The following is a 15,752-nucleotide window of genomic DNA, read 5'->3' on the forward strand; positions in this document are numbered from 1 at the left end:
TTGGCTTAGTTATTCCAGACTTGCTTGATTGAAGCTTCCAAATTAGCACCTTTTGGGCAAAACTCCCGATCATTTGCTTTAAAAATTCGTCGGGAACCATCTCCTGGCGTCAACACTCGAACGCCGGGCATCTGTAAATAACCATTGGGAGCATTCTCCTGAAGCCACTGATAAGCATAAGCCATCCACGCTGACTGATCTTCAGGCGGCAGCATGCTAAACCAGGTAATTTCGTCGTAGCCCCACACAAAGTGCGACGTGGTATCGGCAATTCCGGGCGCCTGGCTAATTCCAAAATTATCGAACTCAACCAGGTAAGGCAAGCTCTCAGAGTGCCAACCACTGGGCGCTATTCCCCCTTTGCTTTTGGTGTACAAAGCATCTAAATGCCCTACTTCCAAAATGCCTTCCATGGGCTTTCCTGCAAGCTCCTTCACCCGTAACGGAAAAGAATGGAAGTCCAATAACAAATGACCATCAACCACTACCCCCTTATTGGGAGTGTGCGCATCAAACAACAGGTATTTTCTTCGGGCATGGGTCGACGCATAGGTTCGAACCTGATCCAACAATTGCTGAAACTGAGCATGATTCGTATCATTCATTCCAATCAAGGCAATCTGCCCCCAATGAATCGCTTCAAATCCGGCATCGATATACATGGTTGCTAAAAAGTAAAACCAATATTGAGTTTCCAATTTGGTTAAATCAGGGACACTGCAGCCTGCTCCCCATAAATCGACATAACGTCCGGAATCGTCCAACATTGCACCATAGTTGAAATTTCGATGCACAACTTCATGCCCAAAAGCTTCAAACACACGGGCTGGAATTGGCACCTGGTTCACTTGCCTGGATACAGCCTCAAAAATAGCTGCCTGAAAAATGACATCACCATCCTTCTCGTGAACCCGCTCAATCGTCTCCTTCATGTAATTCTGAAACTCGGACTTGTTTAGTTGATCCTCGTTTCCCCAGCGAAAAGCAGCCCGTCCGACGAACTTCGCGCCAATACTCTCCAAAAACCGGACATCATCGTTTTTACAGGGATTGTAACCATCTTGTGCCAGTTCTGCTTTTACACAAAATTCAGACATGGTTACTGCTTTGGCTAAGTAGTTTCGCAGAACAGGTTCAGAAATACTTCCTTCAAAAAAATAGGGATCAGCCTGTTTTTCAGCTCCTGCGCAGCCCATCAACAGCAAAATCGCCAGCAATCCTACCAACTTATTCATCGTCACTCCAAATTTGTTTGATTGTTTCCTCCTGACTGTAACCATGCTCAAAACCGGCCGTCTTCCTATTGGCACGATAACGTTCATTCCATGAACCGGCATAAGGAACCACCTTTCGGTTTCCAGGCATTTGCAGGTTGCCGATGGGATCATATTCTTCAATCCAATCCCAGGCATACTTTAAGAATTCATTTCGGTAATCTTCTGGCTGGAGGCTAAACCAGGTAATTTCATCGTAGCCCCACACCCAGGTAGAACTTAACTTTGCCTCTCCCGGAAAGCTGGAAATTCCAAAATTATCGAACTCCACCAAATAGGGCAAGTTTTCACTCTCCCAACCACTTGGAGTTGTTCCTCCTTTGCTTCGGCGATAAAAAGCATCTTCGTAGTAAAGCACCAGCTCGGCCTCCTGCGGCTTTCCGTAGATCTCCCGCATCCGAAGTGGGAAACTGTGAAAGTCCAACAGCAAGTTTCCATCTACAACAAGCCCACCACTCGGCACATGCCCATCAGAAAGAATAAACTTTCGACGTGCATTTTCCGATGCGTAATCACGCACTCGGGTCAGCACATCGTTCCAACCTTCATAGTTGTTATTTTTGTCAGCCATGGCATCCAGTTCAACTTGCCCCCAGTGAATGGCTTCTATTCCGATATCGATGTAATTTTTCGCTAAAAAATAGAACCACATCCGGGTTTCCAACCGACTCACATCCGGGACGCTAGCCCCATCAGCCCATTGATTCACAAACTTGCCCGATGTGTTGATCATCTTTGAATAATCAAACATGCGATCCTCAACATCCAAATTGAAGGCTTCAAAAACCCACGCCGGAATGGCAATTTCATTCACCTTTGTGGTAATAATTTCGAAGATACAAGCCTGGAAAATCAAATCACCATCCAATGCATGCATCTGCTCCAAACGCTGTTTGGCTTTCGCAAAAAAATCCGGATTGGCTGCTTTATCCTCCGAGCCCCACATAAATATTGACCGCCCAACAAACTTAGCGCCCATGTCAATAAGCATGCGTTCATCGTCTTCCCGCTGGGGAATTGCAGAGTCGTAGATAAACTCATCAGCTGTGAGGAACTCCGCCATGGTGATCGAACGACTTAAATAACTTCGAAGCACATTCTCGGGCATACTTTCGGAAAAGGCATAGCTTCGTTCAAAAGTTGTTGGATTTTCATCATCCGGATCATCGGGCAGCGGACTTGGATCGTCACCACAAGCCAGGAATCCAGGAACCAATAACAGCAACAGTAAATATTTCCAATGTTTTTTCATAAATACCTTTCATTTGAGACTTGCTTCTGCCACAAGTCTTTGTTAAAGATTATGCACCAAACCAGATGTGTTGGTGCATAATCGACTACGCTACTCTTTCATTAAAATCGAAAGAAAATGACTTCATCAGTTACAACGAACTAAGCTTTCGAAATCAACGGCATCTTCGTTGCTTCGTTTTAATACAATTACCACTTCGTCATTCTGAATTACGCCATCATCATAGTATTCTCTTATTCTACACATTCCAGGCCCATTGCCATTTGTTTCATTGGCAATCCATCCATTCTCTACAATCTCAATCCGGTCGCCTCCAATAAAGCTCAGCTGATCCAATCCTCCAAGGCTATTGACAAACGGATTGTACTTGATTATCAAGTTTCCTCCAATGTAATCCAGTCCCGGATTCATTGTCGTAAAATTCCACAGCTTATTGCCTTCACTTCCGCTGTTTTCAACATGAAAATCACCACCGACATAAACCAGGCTTTGCAAACCAATTCCCCCGTCAATAAACTGAGGACAGTCCTTGACAACGACACTTCCGTAAACGGAATCAATTTTAGTCAAGGCATCAGGTGCCCAGTTGAAAGGCATTTGTGGTAAATTTTCAAGAACCAGGTCACCATGGATCACTTCCATGTGTTTAAAACCATTGGGATTATTCATACTTGCATTGTTACGCAATTTAATATTCCCTTTAAATTCTATTAACTCAAAGAAATTTTCAGTGGTTGTGAGTGCGGTATTCTCAATCCGAACATCCCCCATCACCACTTTTACTTTCTCGGCGATTGAGCCAATGTAGTCAATGCTTCCTCCCTGGATGAACAAATCCTGAATGGTATCGTTGGCTGGCTGAAACAGATCAACTTCTCCCTGACTACTCAAACTATACGAAGTAAACTGAGGCACATCACTCCCATCACACATTTGCAAGGCATTAAAATCGATGTAATTCTCTTCACCCGAGCGTTTCAGTTGAATAACCGAAGCCGCAATCTTGCCTTCAGCCCACTTTTCTCGCAACAGGCAGAAACCGGGGCCATCATCACCGGAGTAATTAGGAATACCGCCATTGTCCACAATGGTAATGCTATCACCGCCCAAATACTCCAGATTTTGGAATCCATCAAGGCTATTCACCACTTGGTTTCCTGAGAAAGTCAGGTCGCCACCAATGTATTTAATTCCAGGATTCATGGAGCCTAAGTTCCAAAGATCACCCCCACTGCCAGAAATTTCAAAATCGCCAGCCACATAAACCAAGCTTTGCAAACCAATAGCTCCGGAAATAAACTGAGGACAGTCGCGGATAATCAGGTCTCCGTAAACTGAATCGATTTTTGTAAAGGCATCAGGAGCCCATGCAAACGGCAGTTTAGGACAATTATCCACCACCAAATCTCCATTAATTCGCGTGGTATTTTTAAAGCCATTCGGGTTGTTCAGTTCCGGGTTGTCCAACAGGTAAACACTACTATCTGCCCGAACAACATCAAAGAAGCCTTCTGTTGTTGGTACCGAAGTATTTTGAATGGTAATTGTTCCCTTAACCACCTTCACTTTTTGTGCAATCGAGCCGATGTAACCAATATCAATTCCTCGGATGGTCAGGTTACCAATGGTATCCTTGGCGGGTGTAAATTGATCAATCGCAGCCTGCGAAGTCAAAACATAATCGATGTAACCGCTCTGACGAGCAATGGAACCAATCATGCTGACATCAGAAACTGAACTCGGATGGTTGTTACTCAACGTAACCTTTCCTTCGAGCACTCCCGCATTGTATAGATTCAACAATCCGCAGAAGCTTCCTTCCTCAATGGCACAATCTTTATCCTCTCCAAGCTTGTCATTATTGCGAATGATCAGTTCTCCCTTCACAAACTCAAACGAGTCAAACCCTGAGATATCTTCCAGATTGTCGTTGTTGTCAAACTCAACACTTCCTCCTAAAAATTTCAAGGACGGAACTTCGTTAAACCGAGTCAATGCAGGGTTATCCTTAACCACTAAAGCCACCCGCACTGCACTTAAATTCGGCAAATCAACATTGGTTATTCCTGTATTTTCAACAATTAACGTGTTCACAACCTGAACAGAGACCGCAGAAAGATCGGTAATTCCTTCTCCTGATATTTTCAGCACATCAATCTCCCGAGGATAATTAAAGCTATTCACCTCTTCCTGGCTGGTTAAGGAAACCTGAGTTCCTTGCGAAAACTCATCTTCTTTACAACTGTATTGCCCCACCACAAATGCCAAAAGCAGCAGGCCACTTATTATCTTGTTTTTCATTGGTTCTGGTGTTATTGGTTTAAATCAGTTTCTCTTTGTGGTATCGGGAAGAAGTTGGCATAGTTAGCGTCAACAGTCTTATTCGTGATTTCTTCAACCACGCGGTTGGTCCGTCTCAAATCGTACAAACGGTGTCCCTCAAAAGCCAACTCATACTTCCGTTCATTCCACACTGCTTTCCTAAAATCATCCAACGACAAACCCGTATCCAGCTCGTCGAGTCCGGCCCGCGAGCGCACCTGGTTAACCCAATGGTAGCCCTCTTCGGTATTGCCACAAGCCTCGGCATACAATAAGGCCACATCAGCAAAACGAATGAAGTAAGGATTGGCACTGGTTTTTGTTCCGTCTGATTCAGGATCGGAGTATTTCCGGCAAAACGGATAATAGAAAGCGCTCAATATCTGATCTTCGCTATCGATGTTCGAGGGATGATATTCAGCCAATAACGAACCATTGGCATCGTATATTTTTGATACGAACAAATCCTGACGTTTATCGTTTTCAGCATAACTTTTATAAAAAGTTGAATCGGTCCGGAAAACGGCCCAGCTTTGATTGTTGACCATGGGGTACACATTCCCCACCATATCCAGCTCGCTGCTTACATACACTTTGGGCAAACTAATGACAAACATTTGAGGCATCTGCGAAAAGTTGCCTTCTTCACCACTTAAAAACCGTTTTTGCGAAAGCATAAAAATATGCTCCGGACTCGTTTCATGGTTATCAACTTCGTACAGTCCCAATAAATCCGGATCAAGTCGATAATCACCCTGCCCTTCAACAACCAGCTGTCCGTATTTCTTTGCTTCGGCATACATGGTTTCATAGTCCGTAACCCAGTCATAGCCTTCTGCTCCAGTCATTTTAGACGAAGCCAAAGTAGCATATACCTTTGTCAGCAAAGCCTGAGCAGCCACCCGATCGGCCCGCCCCTGTTGCTTGCGCACACTCATCAAATCAGCGGCTTTCTCCAAGTCTTCAATAATGAGAGCATACACCTCTTCAATCGAAGAAAAATCAACTTTAACGTCATTGATGTCAGCCACAACTTTAGTTCTCACCGGCACTTCGCCATAAGTTCGAACGAGATAGAAGTAGTTAAAAGCTCTCAAGAAATAAGCTTCTCCCATGTATTGATCCCTTACACCATCCTGGATGGACTCAATTTTCGGAATATTCTCCAAGACAGAGTTGGACCGGGCAATAGACAAATAGCAATATTTAAAGAAGCCTGAGATAACCGTATTCGAAGAGGTAAACGTCCAGTTGAACATCTCAATACGATAAGCCTGCTCTCCTTTTCCATAAGTAATCATCTGGTCGGTAGTCGCATCGGCAATATCAAAAATGAACCGCGATCCATATTCAATGTAGTTCAGTGGATCATACGCATAAAGCAAAGCGGAAAGCGCATCATCTGCCGATTCGAAAAAATTGTCGTTGGAGTAAACTCCGTAGGGATTCTCTTCCACCCAGCTTTCGCAAGATGAAAAAAGTACGATTCCCAGAATTAGAATGACTATTTTATTTCTCATTGTTTCGTTGTTTTAGAATTTAGCATTGATTCCTAAAGTAAAAGCACTTACCCTTGGATAAGGATTTCCGCCAATACCATTTTCGCCCACCTCGGGATCATATTCACTCGTATTTGAAATGGTAAACAAGTTGGTTGCATTGGTATAGATTTTAGCTTCCTTGAAGAAACCCAGGAAGTTCCGTTTAAAATCATAGCCCAGCGTCACATTTTGAAGACGCAGGAAAGAACCGTCTTCAACAAACCAGTCCGAAATTTTATATTGTCTTCCGGAGCGCAAGCTTGGACGATCGTTATTGGGGTTAGTAGGAGTCCAGCGCCCTTCCACTAATCTTGGAGTGGTTAATTTACGAAGTGAAAAGATATCATTGCCATACACGCCGTAGAACATCATACTTAACGAAAGTCCCGACTTATGACTTAAATTCAGGTTTACACTCCCTGTAAAATCCGGATTCGGGTCACCAATAATCGTCCGGTCGGCAGAAGTAATCTCACCATCGTTATTCAAATCCACATAGTTGTATTCACCGGGTTGAAGCAACTCACTTTCTTTAGTGCCATCCTGAATAATGCCATCAACCTTGTAGCCATAAAACACGTTGATGGGTTTGCCAATCGCCAGCACATTCACCACCTGGTCGGTTCCGAGCACTCTTCGTGAGCCGTAGAATGTATATTGATTACCATACTCGTCAACATTGTAGCCGGCACCTTCTTTGGTACCAATGTTAACCACCTTATTCTTGTTCTTGTAGAAAATCAGGTCGGCTGAAAAGTTGAAATCTTTCCCACGAATAATGTCGCCGGACAATGACAATTCAATCCCTTTGTTTTGAACCTCTCCATCATTTATCCAGATTTCATCAAACCCAGTGTTTGGTGGTAAAAACTTCTTCCGCAAAAGGTCGGTTGTTTTCTTGCTGTACACATCCATCACCACATTCAAACGTTGATCGAAAAAGGACATGTCCACCCCAAGGTTTGCCTGAGCTGTTTGCTCCCAACCTAAACTTTTATTGGCAATTCCGCCCCACTCGGCAAAACGCCCGCGCGATGCAATGTAACCGATTCCGTTGATGATCTTTTCTTCACCATCGGTGTAGTAATAACTCTCTCCAAAACGCTCATAAGTTAAGCCTGAAGGAATTCCCTGGTTTCCGGAAATACCATAGCTTGCACGAAACTTCAGGTTATCAAAAACGCCCAATGCTTTAATCATGCCCTCCTCTGAAGCTCTCCAACTAAAAGCCCCCGATGGGAAATACGCCCAGCGATGGTTTTCGCCAAACTTTGAAGAACCATCTAATCGAGAAGTAAATGTAAACAGGTATTTGTTGTTGTAGGAATAGTTGATCCGGTTGATTCCAGACAATAGTTTAGGTGAACCGTAGCCATTGCCCAGGTATTTGATTGACCCGGCCGACAAGTTTTCTTCACGCAAGATATCGTTGGTAAATTCGCGGCTCTCTAAAAATGAACTTCGATAGGTATCATTTTCGTACGACACTCCGGCCATTACCGAAAAGTTGTGCTTTCCAATAGCATCTTCGTAAGTCAGGTAAGTATCACCAACCACGGCATCATTTGTCGTCATAGTCAAAGTTCCCCGCCCATGATTCTGATCTCCTTCTTCGGTATAAATAATCGGGTAAAAAGATGTTGCCATATAACTCACATGACGGTAATTAAGCTGAGTGGTATGCCGGAATTTTCGACTGATCTCCCAATCAAACTTAAGCTGAGCAAACTGCTCTTTGGTCTTATTGTAACTAGTGCGCTCATTGAGCAAAGCCACTACATTGCCATAATCTTTGGAATAGCTTTTAAAATAAGAACCATCCCCTGTATAAACCGGGAAGATTGGATTTCGGCCATAATTCAGACCGCCATTTCGGTTCCGATTGCCTGACACCATTCCAAACTTCGTTTGAACCTTTAGATTGTCAAGCAACTGATGCTCGACCACCACATCGGCGCTGAATTTATTGTAGTCATCTTTTACCTGCATCCCTTCTCCCTGGTAGTACCCAACATTCAGGAAAAAGCTGGTTTTATCGTTTGAGCTTTCCACGCCAACATTGTATTCCTGGTTCAAAGGCGTACGGAAAACGTAATCGGTCCAATCGGTGTAATAAGGCCAGGCACCACTTTCCAACTGCTCAACAGACGGATAATAAATCCCCAGCGTGTTTCTCGCACCACGATAAAGTGGCTCAAGCCCTTGGTTGATGAACGCTTCATTCTCAAGCTTCGCCATTTTCACCGGGTCCTTCCAATAATCGAGCTCATCGCTGAATTGCGAAATACTTGTTTTTGTATTGAAAAAGACATTCGTTCCTCCAACACGCCCTCTTTTTGTTGAAACCAAAATGACTCCATTTGCCCCTTTTGAACCATAGATCGCTGTTGCCGAAGCATCTTTCAAAACTTCAATGCTGGCAATATTGTTTGGGTTGATCATATTCAGGCTTCCTGCATCGCCCATCGGAAAACCGTCAACCACCACTAATGGCGCTTTCGAACCATTGATTGAACTGGCTCCACGTACACGAACCGTTGCTCCCCCTTGCGGATTATCATCCGATGGGTTGATAATTTGAACCCCGGCAATTTTCCCCTGCAAAAGTTTTTCAACAGAACCGGAAGGTGTCACCTTAATATCATCGGCCTTAATGGAAGCAACACTTCCCGTCAGGTCACTTTTTTTCATGGTTCCGTACCCCACGGCAATCACCTCTTCAATTCCAATGGCTTCTTCTTCCAACACCACATTGATCGATGTTTTCCCTGAAACAGCAACACGCTGGCTTTCCATCCCCACGAACGAGAACAACAGGTGAGCTTTAGATGGAACGTCATTCAAAGAAAAATTCCCTTCGGTGTCCGTTATGGCCCCCTTGGTTGTTCCTTCAATAACGATGGTCACTCCCGGCAGTGGCTGTCCCGAGGCATCGGTTACCTGACCCGAGACCCTTCTGACCTGCTGAATGGCATCTGCATTCTGGTCGTCCGAAAGGATTACGATTGCCTTCCCTTTTACCGTGTAAGTTAATCCCTCATTGTAAAGAACTTTCCCTAGAATCTCGGTAACCAGCTCCTCTTTAAAACTTCCCGAGATCCGACTTTTCGTACTCACCAATTTATCCTGGTAAATAAATGAAAACTCACTCTGTTCTTCCAAAGTTTGGAGTACTTCTTTCAAGGTTTTATCTTCAAATTGAAAGTTTAATCGCTTCGTTTGCGCATGAGAAACGGAGGCATAGGAGTTCATTAAAAGCCCCAAAATAAGAACCAGTTGGAATTTCATAATCAGAAAAATTTTCCATCGCAGGAAAGGCATTCCTCTCCCATTGATGCATCTGTTTTTTTTCATACTTTTGTTTTAAGTTTTGTCATTAATATTGCGTTAATACAAACTGTTTTAATGGGGAATGGTGGGCATTCCCCATTATTTGTTTATCTCTTATTTTTTCAAATCAATACTGAATTTTCTGAAATCCTCCCGCTCGAAACGAACAGGCATACTCAGTTCAAAAGTGGTTAACACCTCCTCCAGAGTTTCTTCATTTTTAAATGCTCCGGAATAGGTGGTACTTTTCAACTGCTCACTTTTAATTTCAATATCAACATCGTACCAACGCTCCAAACGGCGAACCAGTTCTTCGAATGTAATCTGATCAAAATCAAACACATCATCTTTCCACATGGCCGATTGTGCGGCATTGGTCTTCTTCAACTGATACTTATTGTTTTTGTATACAAAGCTCTCTCCCGGGGCAACATCAATGACTTGGTTGGCATATTGAATCTCAATCTTACCTTCAATCAAGGTGGTTTCTGTCCGGTCAAAATCGGCATAAGCCATAACATTAAACTGAGTTCCAAGCACCCGTATCGCATAACTTGGTGTTTGTACAATAAATGGCGCATGAGAAGGTAACTTGGCCACATCAAAATAAGCTTCTCCGGTCAATTTAATGATCCTGTTTCCTTTCATGAAATCAGCAGGATATGAAATACTGGATTCGGAGTTAAGCCATACTAACGAGCCATCGGGTAACAATACCCGGGATTTTTCGCCGCGTGGTGTTTGAGACTCAAACCAAACAATCTCTTCTTTCTGAAATTGTGTATTGGTAAGCAGATAAGCCAAGGAAAAGCCCAAAGCAATAGCCAGTACCAACATTGCCGCAACTCGGGGCAGGGAAATTCTTAGATGGCGGAAGCCACTGGAGACCGAACGTTTAAATTCATTGTTGATAACTAACCTGCTTTTCAGTTCAGCATAAGAGCTTTTCACAAATTCGTTGGACATCTTGTCCGGATCAAGCTCCTCTTTCACTTTAAAAAAGTACTGCTTGTTCTTCTCACTCTGCTTTATCCACTCCAAAAGTTCGGCCTCTTCCTCATCCGTAAGCTGACCATTGAAGTAACTAAGAATTTTGCGATGTATTGAGTCTGTTGGGTTCATATTACCGTGTTTACCTCAAGAACACCTCGAATCAGACCCTACCCTACCTTTTTGAAGAGAAAAAATTGACAGAAATAACAATTTGGAAAACAAGTGCTATTCAATCCCACTCAGAATCAGCAGTAAAAGGTGCATCGGAAGATAGTCCGAAAAATGTGTCCGGTAAATGGAAAGTGCTTTAGAAATGTGCTTCTCAACAGTTTTTATACTTACATTAAGGTATTCCGCAATCTCCTGATTTTTTTTCCCTTCAATTCGACTCATCTTAAAAACCTGTCGGCATTTATCAGGAAGTGAATCAAGCACCCTGATCACTTCATCCTGCAGTTCACGAGCAATTAGAACATAGGGTTCATCACCTACCATATCAATGTAGTAAAGCTCTTCGCCAAGCATTTGATCCTTCCAGTTCATATTCAGCTTATCCACAACCTTAAGGTGCCGGATATAATTCAGACTGGCATTCCGAACCATGCGATACAGATAAGCTTCCGGATTTTCGTGCTTCAGAGAAGCATGATTTTCCCATAGTTTTATAAAAACATTCTGAACGATATCTTTTGCTAATCCTTGATCACCAATAATTTTTAAGGAAAAAGCATATAAACGAGGGAAATACAGGTTATACAGACTTTCAAAAGCTTGTTCATTGCCGGAAGAAACATCGAAGAATAGTTTTTTATGGGTTAGTGTCAGGCTCAAAGAGATGATGTTTAGCTGATTTTGTGAGGGCCAATATACAAAATTGTTCCAGTTCAATTTGCAAAAATTATCCAAATCAAAATAGAAAATGACTTTGACACCCAACCAAACAAAAACAGGCAGCCAACTCCATTTTAGTTGACTGCCTGTTTCCATTTTAACATACTCGTTTTAGCCCTAAAGCCAAGGATCATTCATGTCTTTTAGCAAAGCTTCCAGTTCTTGTTCCATTTGTTGATCCAGCTCCGAATTCTGACCCCAGATATTCGTCAACTGGTACGGATCTTCTTTGTCGTGATACAAGTAATAGTACTTCTCGCCATCTTTTCCTTTAGATACCGCAAACGTGTATTCTTTATTCCGGAATCCTCTTTTGCCACCTCCCGGATTGTCCGGATTGGCACCAAAATAGAGCTGCTTATCGGGTCGAACAATCTTTTCGTCAGTAAACACCCCGGAATAATCTTTACCTTCCACCTCCTTTGGAATTGACTCACCTAAGCCCATTAGCCCCAGCATGGTTGGCATGTAATCCGGAACACTGATCAGCAAATCGTCTGTTTTTGCCTTCAGCGCTTTGGGGTAATGAACAATGAGCGGAATTTCGTAGGCTTCTTTAAACCATACATTTTTGTGCATTAAGCCATGGCTGCCCATCATTTCGCCATGATCAGCTGAAAAAACAATGATGGTATTTTCGTATAAGTCCAAGCGTTTCAACTCTGCAATCACCCGTCCGATTTGGTCATCAACACCTTCAACCATCGCAAAATAATCCGGAGCTAAATGAATTTTTTGCTCAACGCCACGATCACCTCCTTTGACATCTCGATTTGATGTAAATTCGACATTCTCCCGATTCAGTACTTCACGATAATTCCGTTCGCCATAGGCTTTTTTGTAATTCTCTGGCACCTCGTCGAAAGGTGTATGTGGCGGATTAATGGACCAAAACATTGCAAAAGGCTTGTCCGAATCGCGCTCTTGCTGGCTATTCCTCAGGTAATTAATCAAAACATCCGCCTCATGTTCCGGCGACCACTGATCAACCACCACTGGCTCGTCCTCCGGAGAATTGGTTGCCCAATAATACGGTTGATTGTGCCGCCCATGCGTTCCGTAAGCATACCAAAAGCTAAATCCATGCCGATGGTCTGGCGGACACCAGGTATCCCAAATAACCGGTTCACCTTTGGCTGTCGGAGCTGGTCCGTCCAAATGCCACTTACCCACATACCCGGCACTGTAACCATTTTCGACCAACACATCCGAGAAACAGGTTTCCTCTTTTTTCAGGTAATTTCCATACTCCGTTCTTGCAGAATTACAGTTCGAAATAACGCCATTTGAAAGCGGATACTTCCCGGTAAGTAACATGCCTCGGTAAGGACTGCACAAGGGATGATTAGCCACCGCCTTGCTAAAAAACACTCCTTTTGAGGCCAAACCATCCAGGTTGGGAGTGTTGACCGGATCTTCATTCAAAAAACCTAAAGAGGCTCGACGATACTGGTCTGCAAAAATAAATAACAGGTTTGGTGAAGCTTTGCGCTCATCTTCCGCTTGCATTTTCACACAAGACGAAAACAAAGAAGCCAAAGCCAGAAATGTTATAAATCGATTCTTCATAAGTTCATCTTCAAACTGAGAGTTGCTAATTCATTCTTTATTCAATGGTGTAAAACTAGAGAATTTACAGCAACAGTGCAATCGATTGTACTTCCTTCTGTTATTTATTTACTCACCTCCTTATAAAAAACGAAAGTCATTCAGGAAGTGCTACATTTGAGTATACGGTAAGTTAAGTATTATTTTTACTTACTTACAACTATGAACCAGATGAGAAAAAAGTTTGACAAGGAATTCAAGAAAAAAGCAGTAGAACTTTCTAATGCAAGAGGCAATGCTACTGAGATTGCGGAAGAATTAGGAATTGAGAGAGCATTGCTTCACCGTTGGCGTAAAGAGTTTAAACAATATGACAAGAATAGCTTTCCAGGCCATGGAAATCTGAAGATGACAGATTTGGAACGTGAGAATGCCCGATTGCAAAAAGAGCTAAGGGATGCAAAGATGGAAAGGGACATTTTAAAAAAGGCAATCAGCATCTTCTCCGTGAGCGATGGGAAATCTACCTGTTTATAAGTGACCACCGCCCTAGATTTTCTATTGAGATGATGTGTAAAGTGTTCAAAATAAGCAAAAGCAGTTATTACCGATGGATGAAAAGTGGGCCATCTAAACGTTGGCTTGAAAATGAAGAGTTGCTGGTGAATATAAATAAAGTCTTTGAGGCCAGTTCTGGCAGCTATGGGAGTCCACGGATTGCTACAGAATTAAATACACTGGGCTTTCAGGTGTCAAGACAGAGAACCGCAAGGATTATGAAAGCGGCAGGAATACAGGCAAAAAGAAAGTTTGTAGCAACTACCGATTCCAGACATGGCTATCCAGTAGCCCCCAATATATTAAAAAGGGAATTTACGGAAGCAAGGCCAGCTCAGGTTTGGGTGTCCGATATTACCTACATCAGAACCTGCAAAGGCTGGTTATATTTAACGGTTATTATTGATTTTTTTGACCGCAAAGTTTTAGGATGGGCAATGAGCAGAGGATTGAGTGCTGAAGAAACTACAATTGCTGCATGGAGGATGGCTATTCGAAACAGACCGATTACGCAAAAACTTATTTTTCACTCAGACAGGGGTATTCAATATGCTTGTTCGGCATTTACCAATGTGTTGAATACAAACAAATGGCTTAAAAGAAGTATGAGCAGAAAAGGAAATTGTTGGGACAATGCAGTTGCCGAAAGTTTCTTTAAAACAATAAAAGTTGAGTTTGTCTATAAAAATCAGTTTTCAACTCAGAACCAGGCAAAACTATCCTTATTCAAATGGATAGAAACTTGGTACAATCGTAGAAGGAGACACTCAGCTTTGGGTTATAAAACAATGGAAGAATTTAAATTAATAAATAATAATCAGAGAAGAGCAGCATGACTCTTAACTAATCGTGCAGGGTTTTGTTGCATATCCATTCCTAGTATTGCAAGGTACATCGTATTAAATTGTTTTAAAACATAAAATGACTTCAGAATAACTAAAAGTCAATCTTAGTCCTTTTTGCAGCCAAATGATAACAAATGCCTAATCAGTCGTTAAACTCCAATCGTCAACATCCAAAAACAAAAGCCCCCTAACATAAGCTCAAGTCGCTGCACTTTAATTCTTTTTTGTATTTTAGGGTTTCTTTCGAAATTGATACTTAAACACAATTAAAACCTATGAAGAGTAGAAGAGAGTTTTTACAAATTTCAGCAGCAGGTTCTGTTGGGATCGCTTTACTTGGGTCATTTTCAGCCTGCACCACCGCTCCTGCCGACCGAAAAAGTTACGGAGTTGGAATACAGCTTTACACCATTCGTGATGCGATGAGTGCCGACGCTCCTGGATCATTAAAGAAAGTTTCGGATCTTGGATATAAAAACCTGGAGTTGGCAGGCTATTCGAACGGAAAATTTTATGGTTACACACCTGCTGAGTTCAAAAAAATGGTTAACGATTTGGGCATGGAGATCATCAGTAGTCATACCCAAGTTGAAGCGGCGGGAATTACCCTTGAAAATGCCAACCTGATGGCTGATGCACACGCCAAGCTTGGTGTAAAATACTGCATTCAGCCATGGGTAAATGATGAAGACAGACAAGTTGAGACCTATAAAAAGATGATTGCCGAATGGAATAAAGTTGGTGCGATAATGAAAGAACGAGGAATTCAGTTTGGCTACCACAACCACAATTTTGAATTTGATACGTTGGACGGATTGGTTCCTTATTACGACCTGTTCATGCCTGAGTTGGATGCTGATCTGGTAACCATGGAGCTTGATTTATTCTGGGCCTCAAAAGCAGAACAAGATCCGGTTGAAATGTTTAACAAGTATCCAGGACGTTTCCAACTGCTACACATGAAAGATATGCGTACGAACGAAGATCCTTTCTACAATGTATATAAAGAAGATGTATGCAGTGTAGGAGAAGGAGTGATTGACTTCAAACGCATTTTAGCTACTAAAGAAACTGCCGGAACCAAATACTTATTTGTTGAAGATGACAACCAAGGCAACGGCAAACCGTTTGAAGGAATCGAAACTAGCATTGTCAATCTGACAACTAAATTTTTATCATAAAAATAAAGGCCCGGAGC

10 protein-coding genes are annotated in these 15,752 nt (G+C 42.6%); 2 read left to right on the forward strand and 8 right to left on the reverse strand.

Annotated features, from left to right (window positions below; genetic code table 11):
• Positions 1 to 5: 5 nt before the first annotated feature.
• The 8 genes from Q1A18_RS16235 to Q1A18_RS16270 all read right to left on the reverse strand — a co-directional run bounded on the left by Q1A18_RS16235 (position 6) and on the right by Q1A18_RS16270 (position 13,172).
• Entirely contained in the window at positions 6 to 1,235 is a 1,230-nt protein-coding gene (locus Q1A18_RS16235) for a hypothetical protein (RefSeq protein ID WP_299583000.1), read from the reverse strand.
• Positions 1,228 to 2,526 carry a hypothetical protein gene (locus Q1A18_RS16240; protein WP_299583003.1) on the reverse strand — a complete coding sequence of 433 codons (1,299 nt, stop codon included), beginning with the start codon at positions 2,524 to 2,526 and terminating at the stop codon, positions 1,228 to 1,230. The genes Q1A18_RS16235 and Q1A18_RS16240 overlap by 8 nt, the downstream gene beginning before the upstream one ends.
• A gap of 126 nt (positions 2,527 to 2,652) precedes the next feature.
• Positions 2,653 to 4,827 carry a hypothetical protein gene (locus tag Q1A18_RS16245; protein ID WP_299583007.1) on the reverse strand — a complete coding sequence of 725 codons (2,175 nt, stop codon included), beginning with the start codon at positions 4,825 to 4,827 and terminating at the stop codon, positions 2,653 to 2,655.
• 11 nt (positions 4,828 to 4,838) lie between these two features.
• Positions 4,839 to 6,368 (reverse strand): RagB/SusD family nutrient uptake outer membrane protein, encoded by a 1,530-nt coding sequence (locus Q1A18_RS16250; protein WP_133463551.1) that lies wholly within the window; start codon positions 6,366 to 6,368, stop codon positions 4,839 to 4,841.
• Between the two features lie 12 nt (positions 6,369 to 6,380).
• Positions 6,381 to 9,743 (reverse strand): SusC/RagA family TonB-linked outer membrane protein, encoded by a 3,363-nt coding sequence (locus tag Q1A18_RS16255; RefSeq protein ID WP_299583017.1) that lies wholly within the window; start codon positions 9,741 to 9,743, stop codon positions 6,381 to 6,383.
• A gap of 90 nt (positions 9,744 to 9,833) precedes the next feature.
• Positions 9,834 to 10,841, reverse strand: coding sequence for a FecR family protein (locus tag Q1A18_RS16260; protein ID WP_299583020.1), 1,008 nt, complete (start codon positions 10,839 to 10,841; stop codon positions 9,834 to 9,836).
• 96 nt (positions 10,842 to 10,937) lie between these two features.
• On the reverse strand, positions 10,938 to 11,699 hold the full coding sequence (locus Q1A18_RS16265; protein ID WP_299583023.1) for an RNA polymerase sigma-70 factor: 762 nt from the start codon (positions 11,697 to 11,699) through the stop codon (positions 10,938 to 10,940).
• Positions 11,700 to 11,720: 21 nt separating this feature from the next.
• A complete protein-coding gene (locus Q1A18_RS16270; RefSeq protein WP_299583026.1) occupies positions 11,721 to 13,172 on the reverse strand; it encodes a sulfatase in 1,452 nt (483 codons plus the stop codon).
• Positions 13,173 to 13,373: 201 nt separating this feature from the next.
• Here Q1A18_RS16270 and Q1A18_RS16275 point away from each other — a divergent pair.
• Together Q1A18_RS16275 and Q1A18_RS16280 are read left to right on the forward strand one after the other, a co-directional pair.
• Positions 13,374 to 14,545 (forward strand): IS3 family transposase gene (locus tag Q1A18_RS16275; RefSeq protein ID WP_299583029.1). Its coding sequence is split into 2 segments (ribosomal slippage): positions 13,374 to 13,632 and positions 13,632 to 14,545, totalling 1,173 coding nucleotides; the frame shifts between segments, so codons are not numbered across the junction.
• A gap of 284 nt (positions 14,546 to 14,829) precedes the next feature.
• Positions 14,830 to 15,735 (forward strand): sugar phosphate isomerase/epimerase, encoded by a 906-nt coding sequence (locus Q1A18_RS16280; protein WP_299583032.1) that lies wholly within the window; start codon positions 14,830 to 14,832, stop codon positions 15,733 to 15,735.
• Positions 15,736 to 15,752 lie beyond the last annotated feature (17 nt).

Source organism: uncultured Sunxiuqinia sp., from assembly GCF_947495665.1.
Taxonomy (GTDB): Bacteria; Bacteroidota; Bacteroidia; order Bacteroidales; family Prolixibacteraceae; genus Sunxiuqinia; species Sunxiuqinia rutila.

What these genes read in the sequence shown, in the direction of transcription:
- Q1A18_RS16235 (WP_299583000.1), bottom strand. Translation starts at nt 1,235, where the DNA reads ATGAATAAGTTGGTAGGATTGCTGGCGATTTTGCTGTTGATGGGCTGC.
- Q1A18_RS16240 (WP_299583003.1), bottom strand. Translation starts at nt 2,526, where the DNA reads ATGAAAAAACATTGGAAATATTTACTGTTGCTGTTATTGGTTCCTGGA.
- Q1A18_RS16245 (WP_299583007.1), bottom strand. Translation starts at nt 4,827, where the DNA reads ATGAAAAACAAGATAATAAGTGGCCTGCTGCTTTTGGCATTTGTGGTG.
- Q1A18_RS16250 (WP_133463551.1), bottom strand. Translation starts at nt 6,368, where the DNA reads ATGAGAAATAAAATAGTCATTCTAATTCTGGGAATCGTACTTTTTTCA.
- Q1A18_RS16255 (WP_299583017.1), bottom strand. Translation starts at nt 9,743, where the DNA reads ATGAAAAAAAACAGATGCATCAATGGGAGAGGAATGCCTTTCCTGCGA.
- Q1A18_RS16260 (WP_299583020.1), bottom strand. Translation starts at nt 10,841, where the DNA reads ATGAACCCAACAGACTCAATACATCGCAAAATTCTTAGTTACTTCAAT.
- Q1A18_RS16265 (WP_299583023.1), bottom strand. Translation starts at nt 11,699, where the DNA reads ATGGAAACAGGCAGTCAACTAAAATGGAGTTGGCTGCCTGTTTTTGTT.
- Q1A18_RS16270 (WP_299583026.1), bottom strand. Translation starts at nt 13,172, where the DNA reads ATGAAGAATCGATTTATAACATTTCTGGCTTTGGCTTCTTTGTTTTCG.
- Q1A18_RS16280 (WP_299583032.1), top strand. Translation starts at nt 14,830, where the DNA reads ATGAAGAGTAGAAGAGAGTTTTTACAAATTTCAGCAGCAGGTTCTGTT.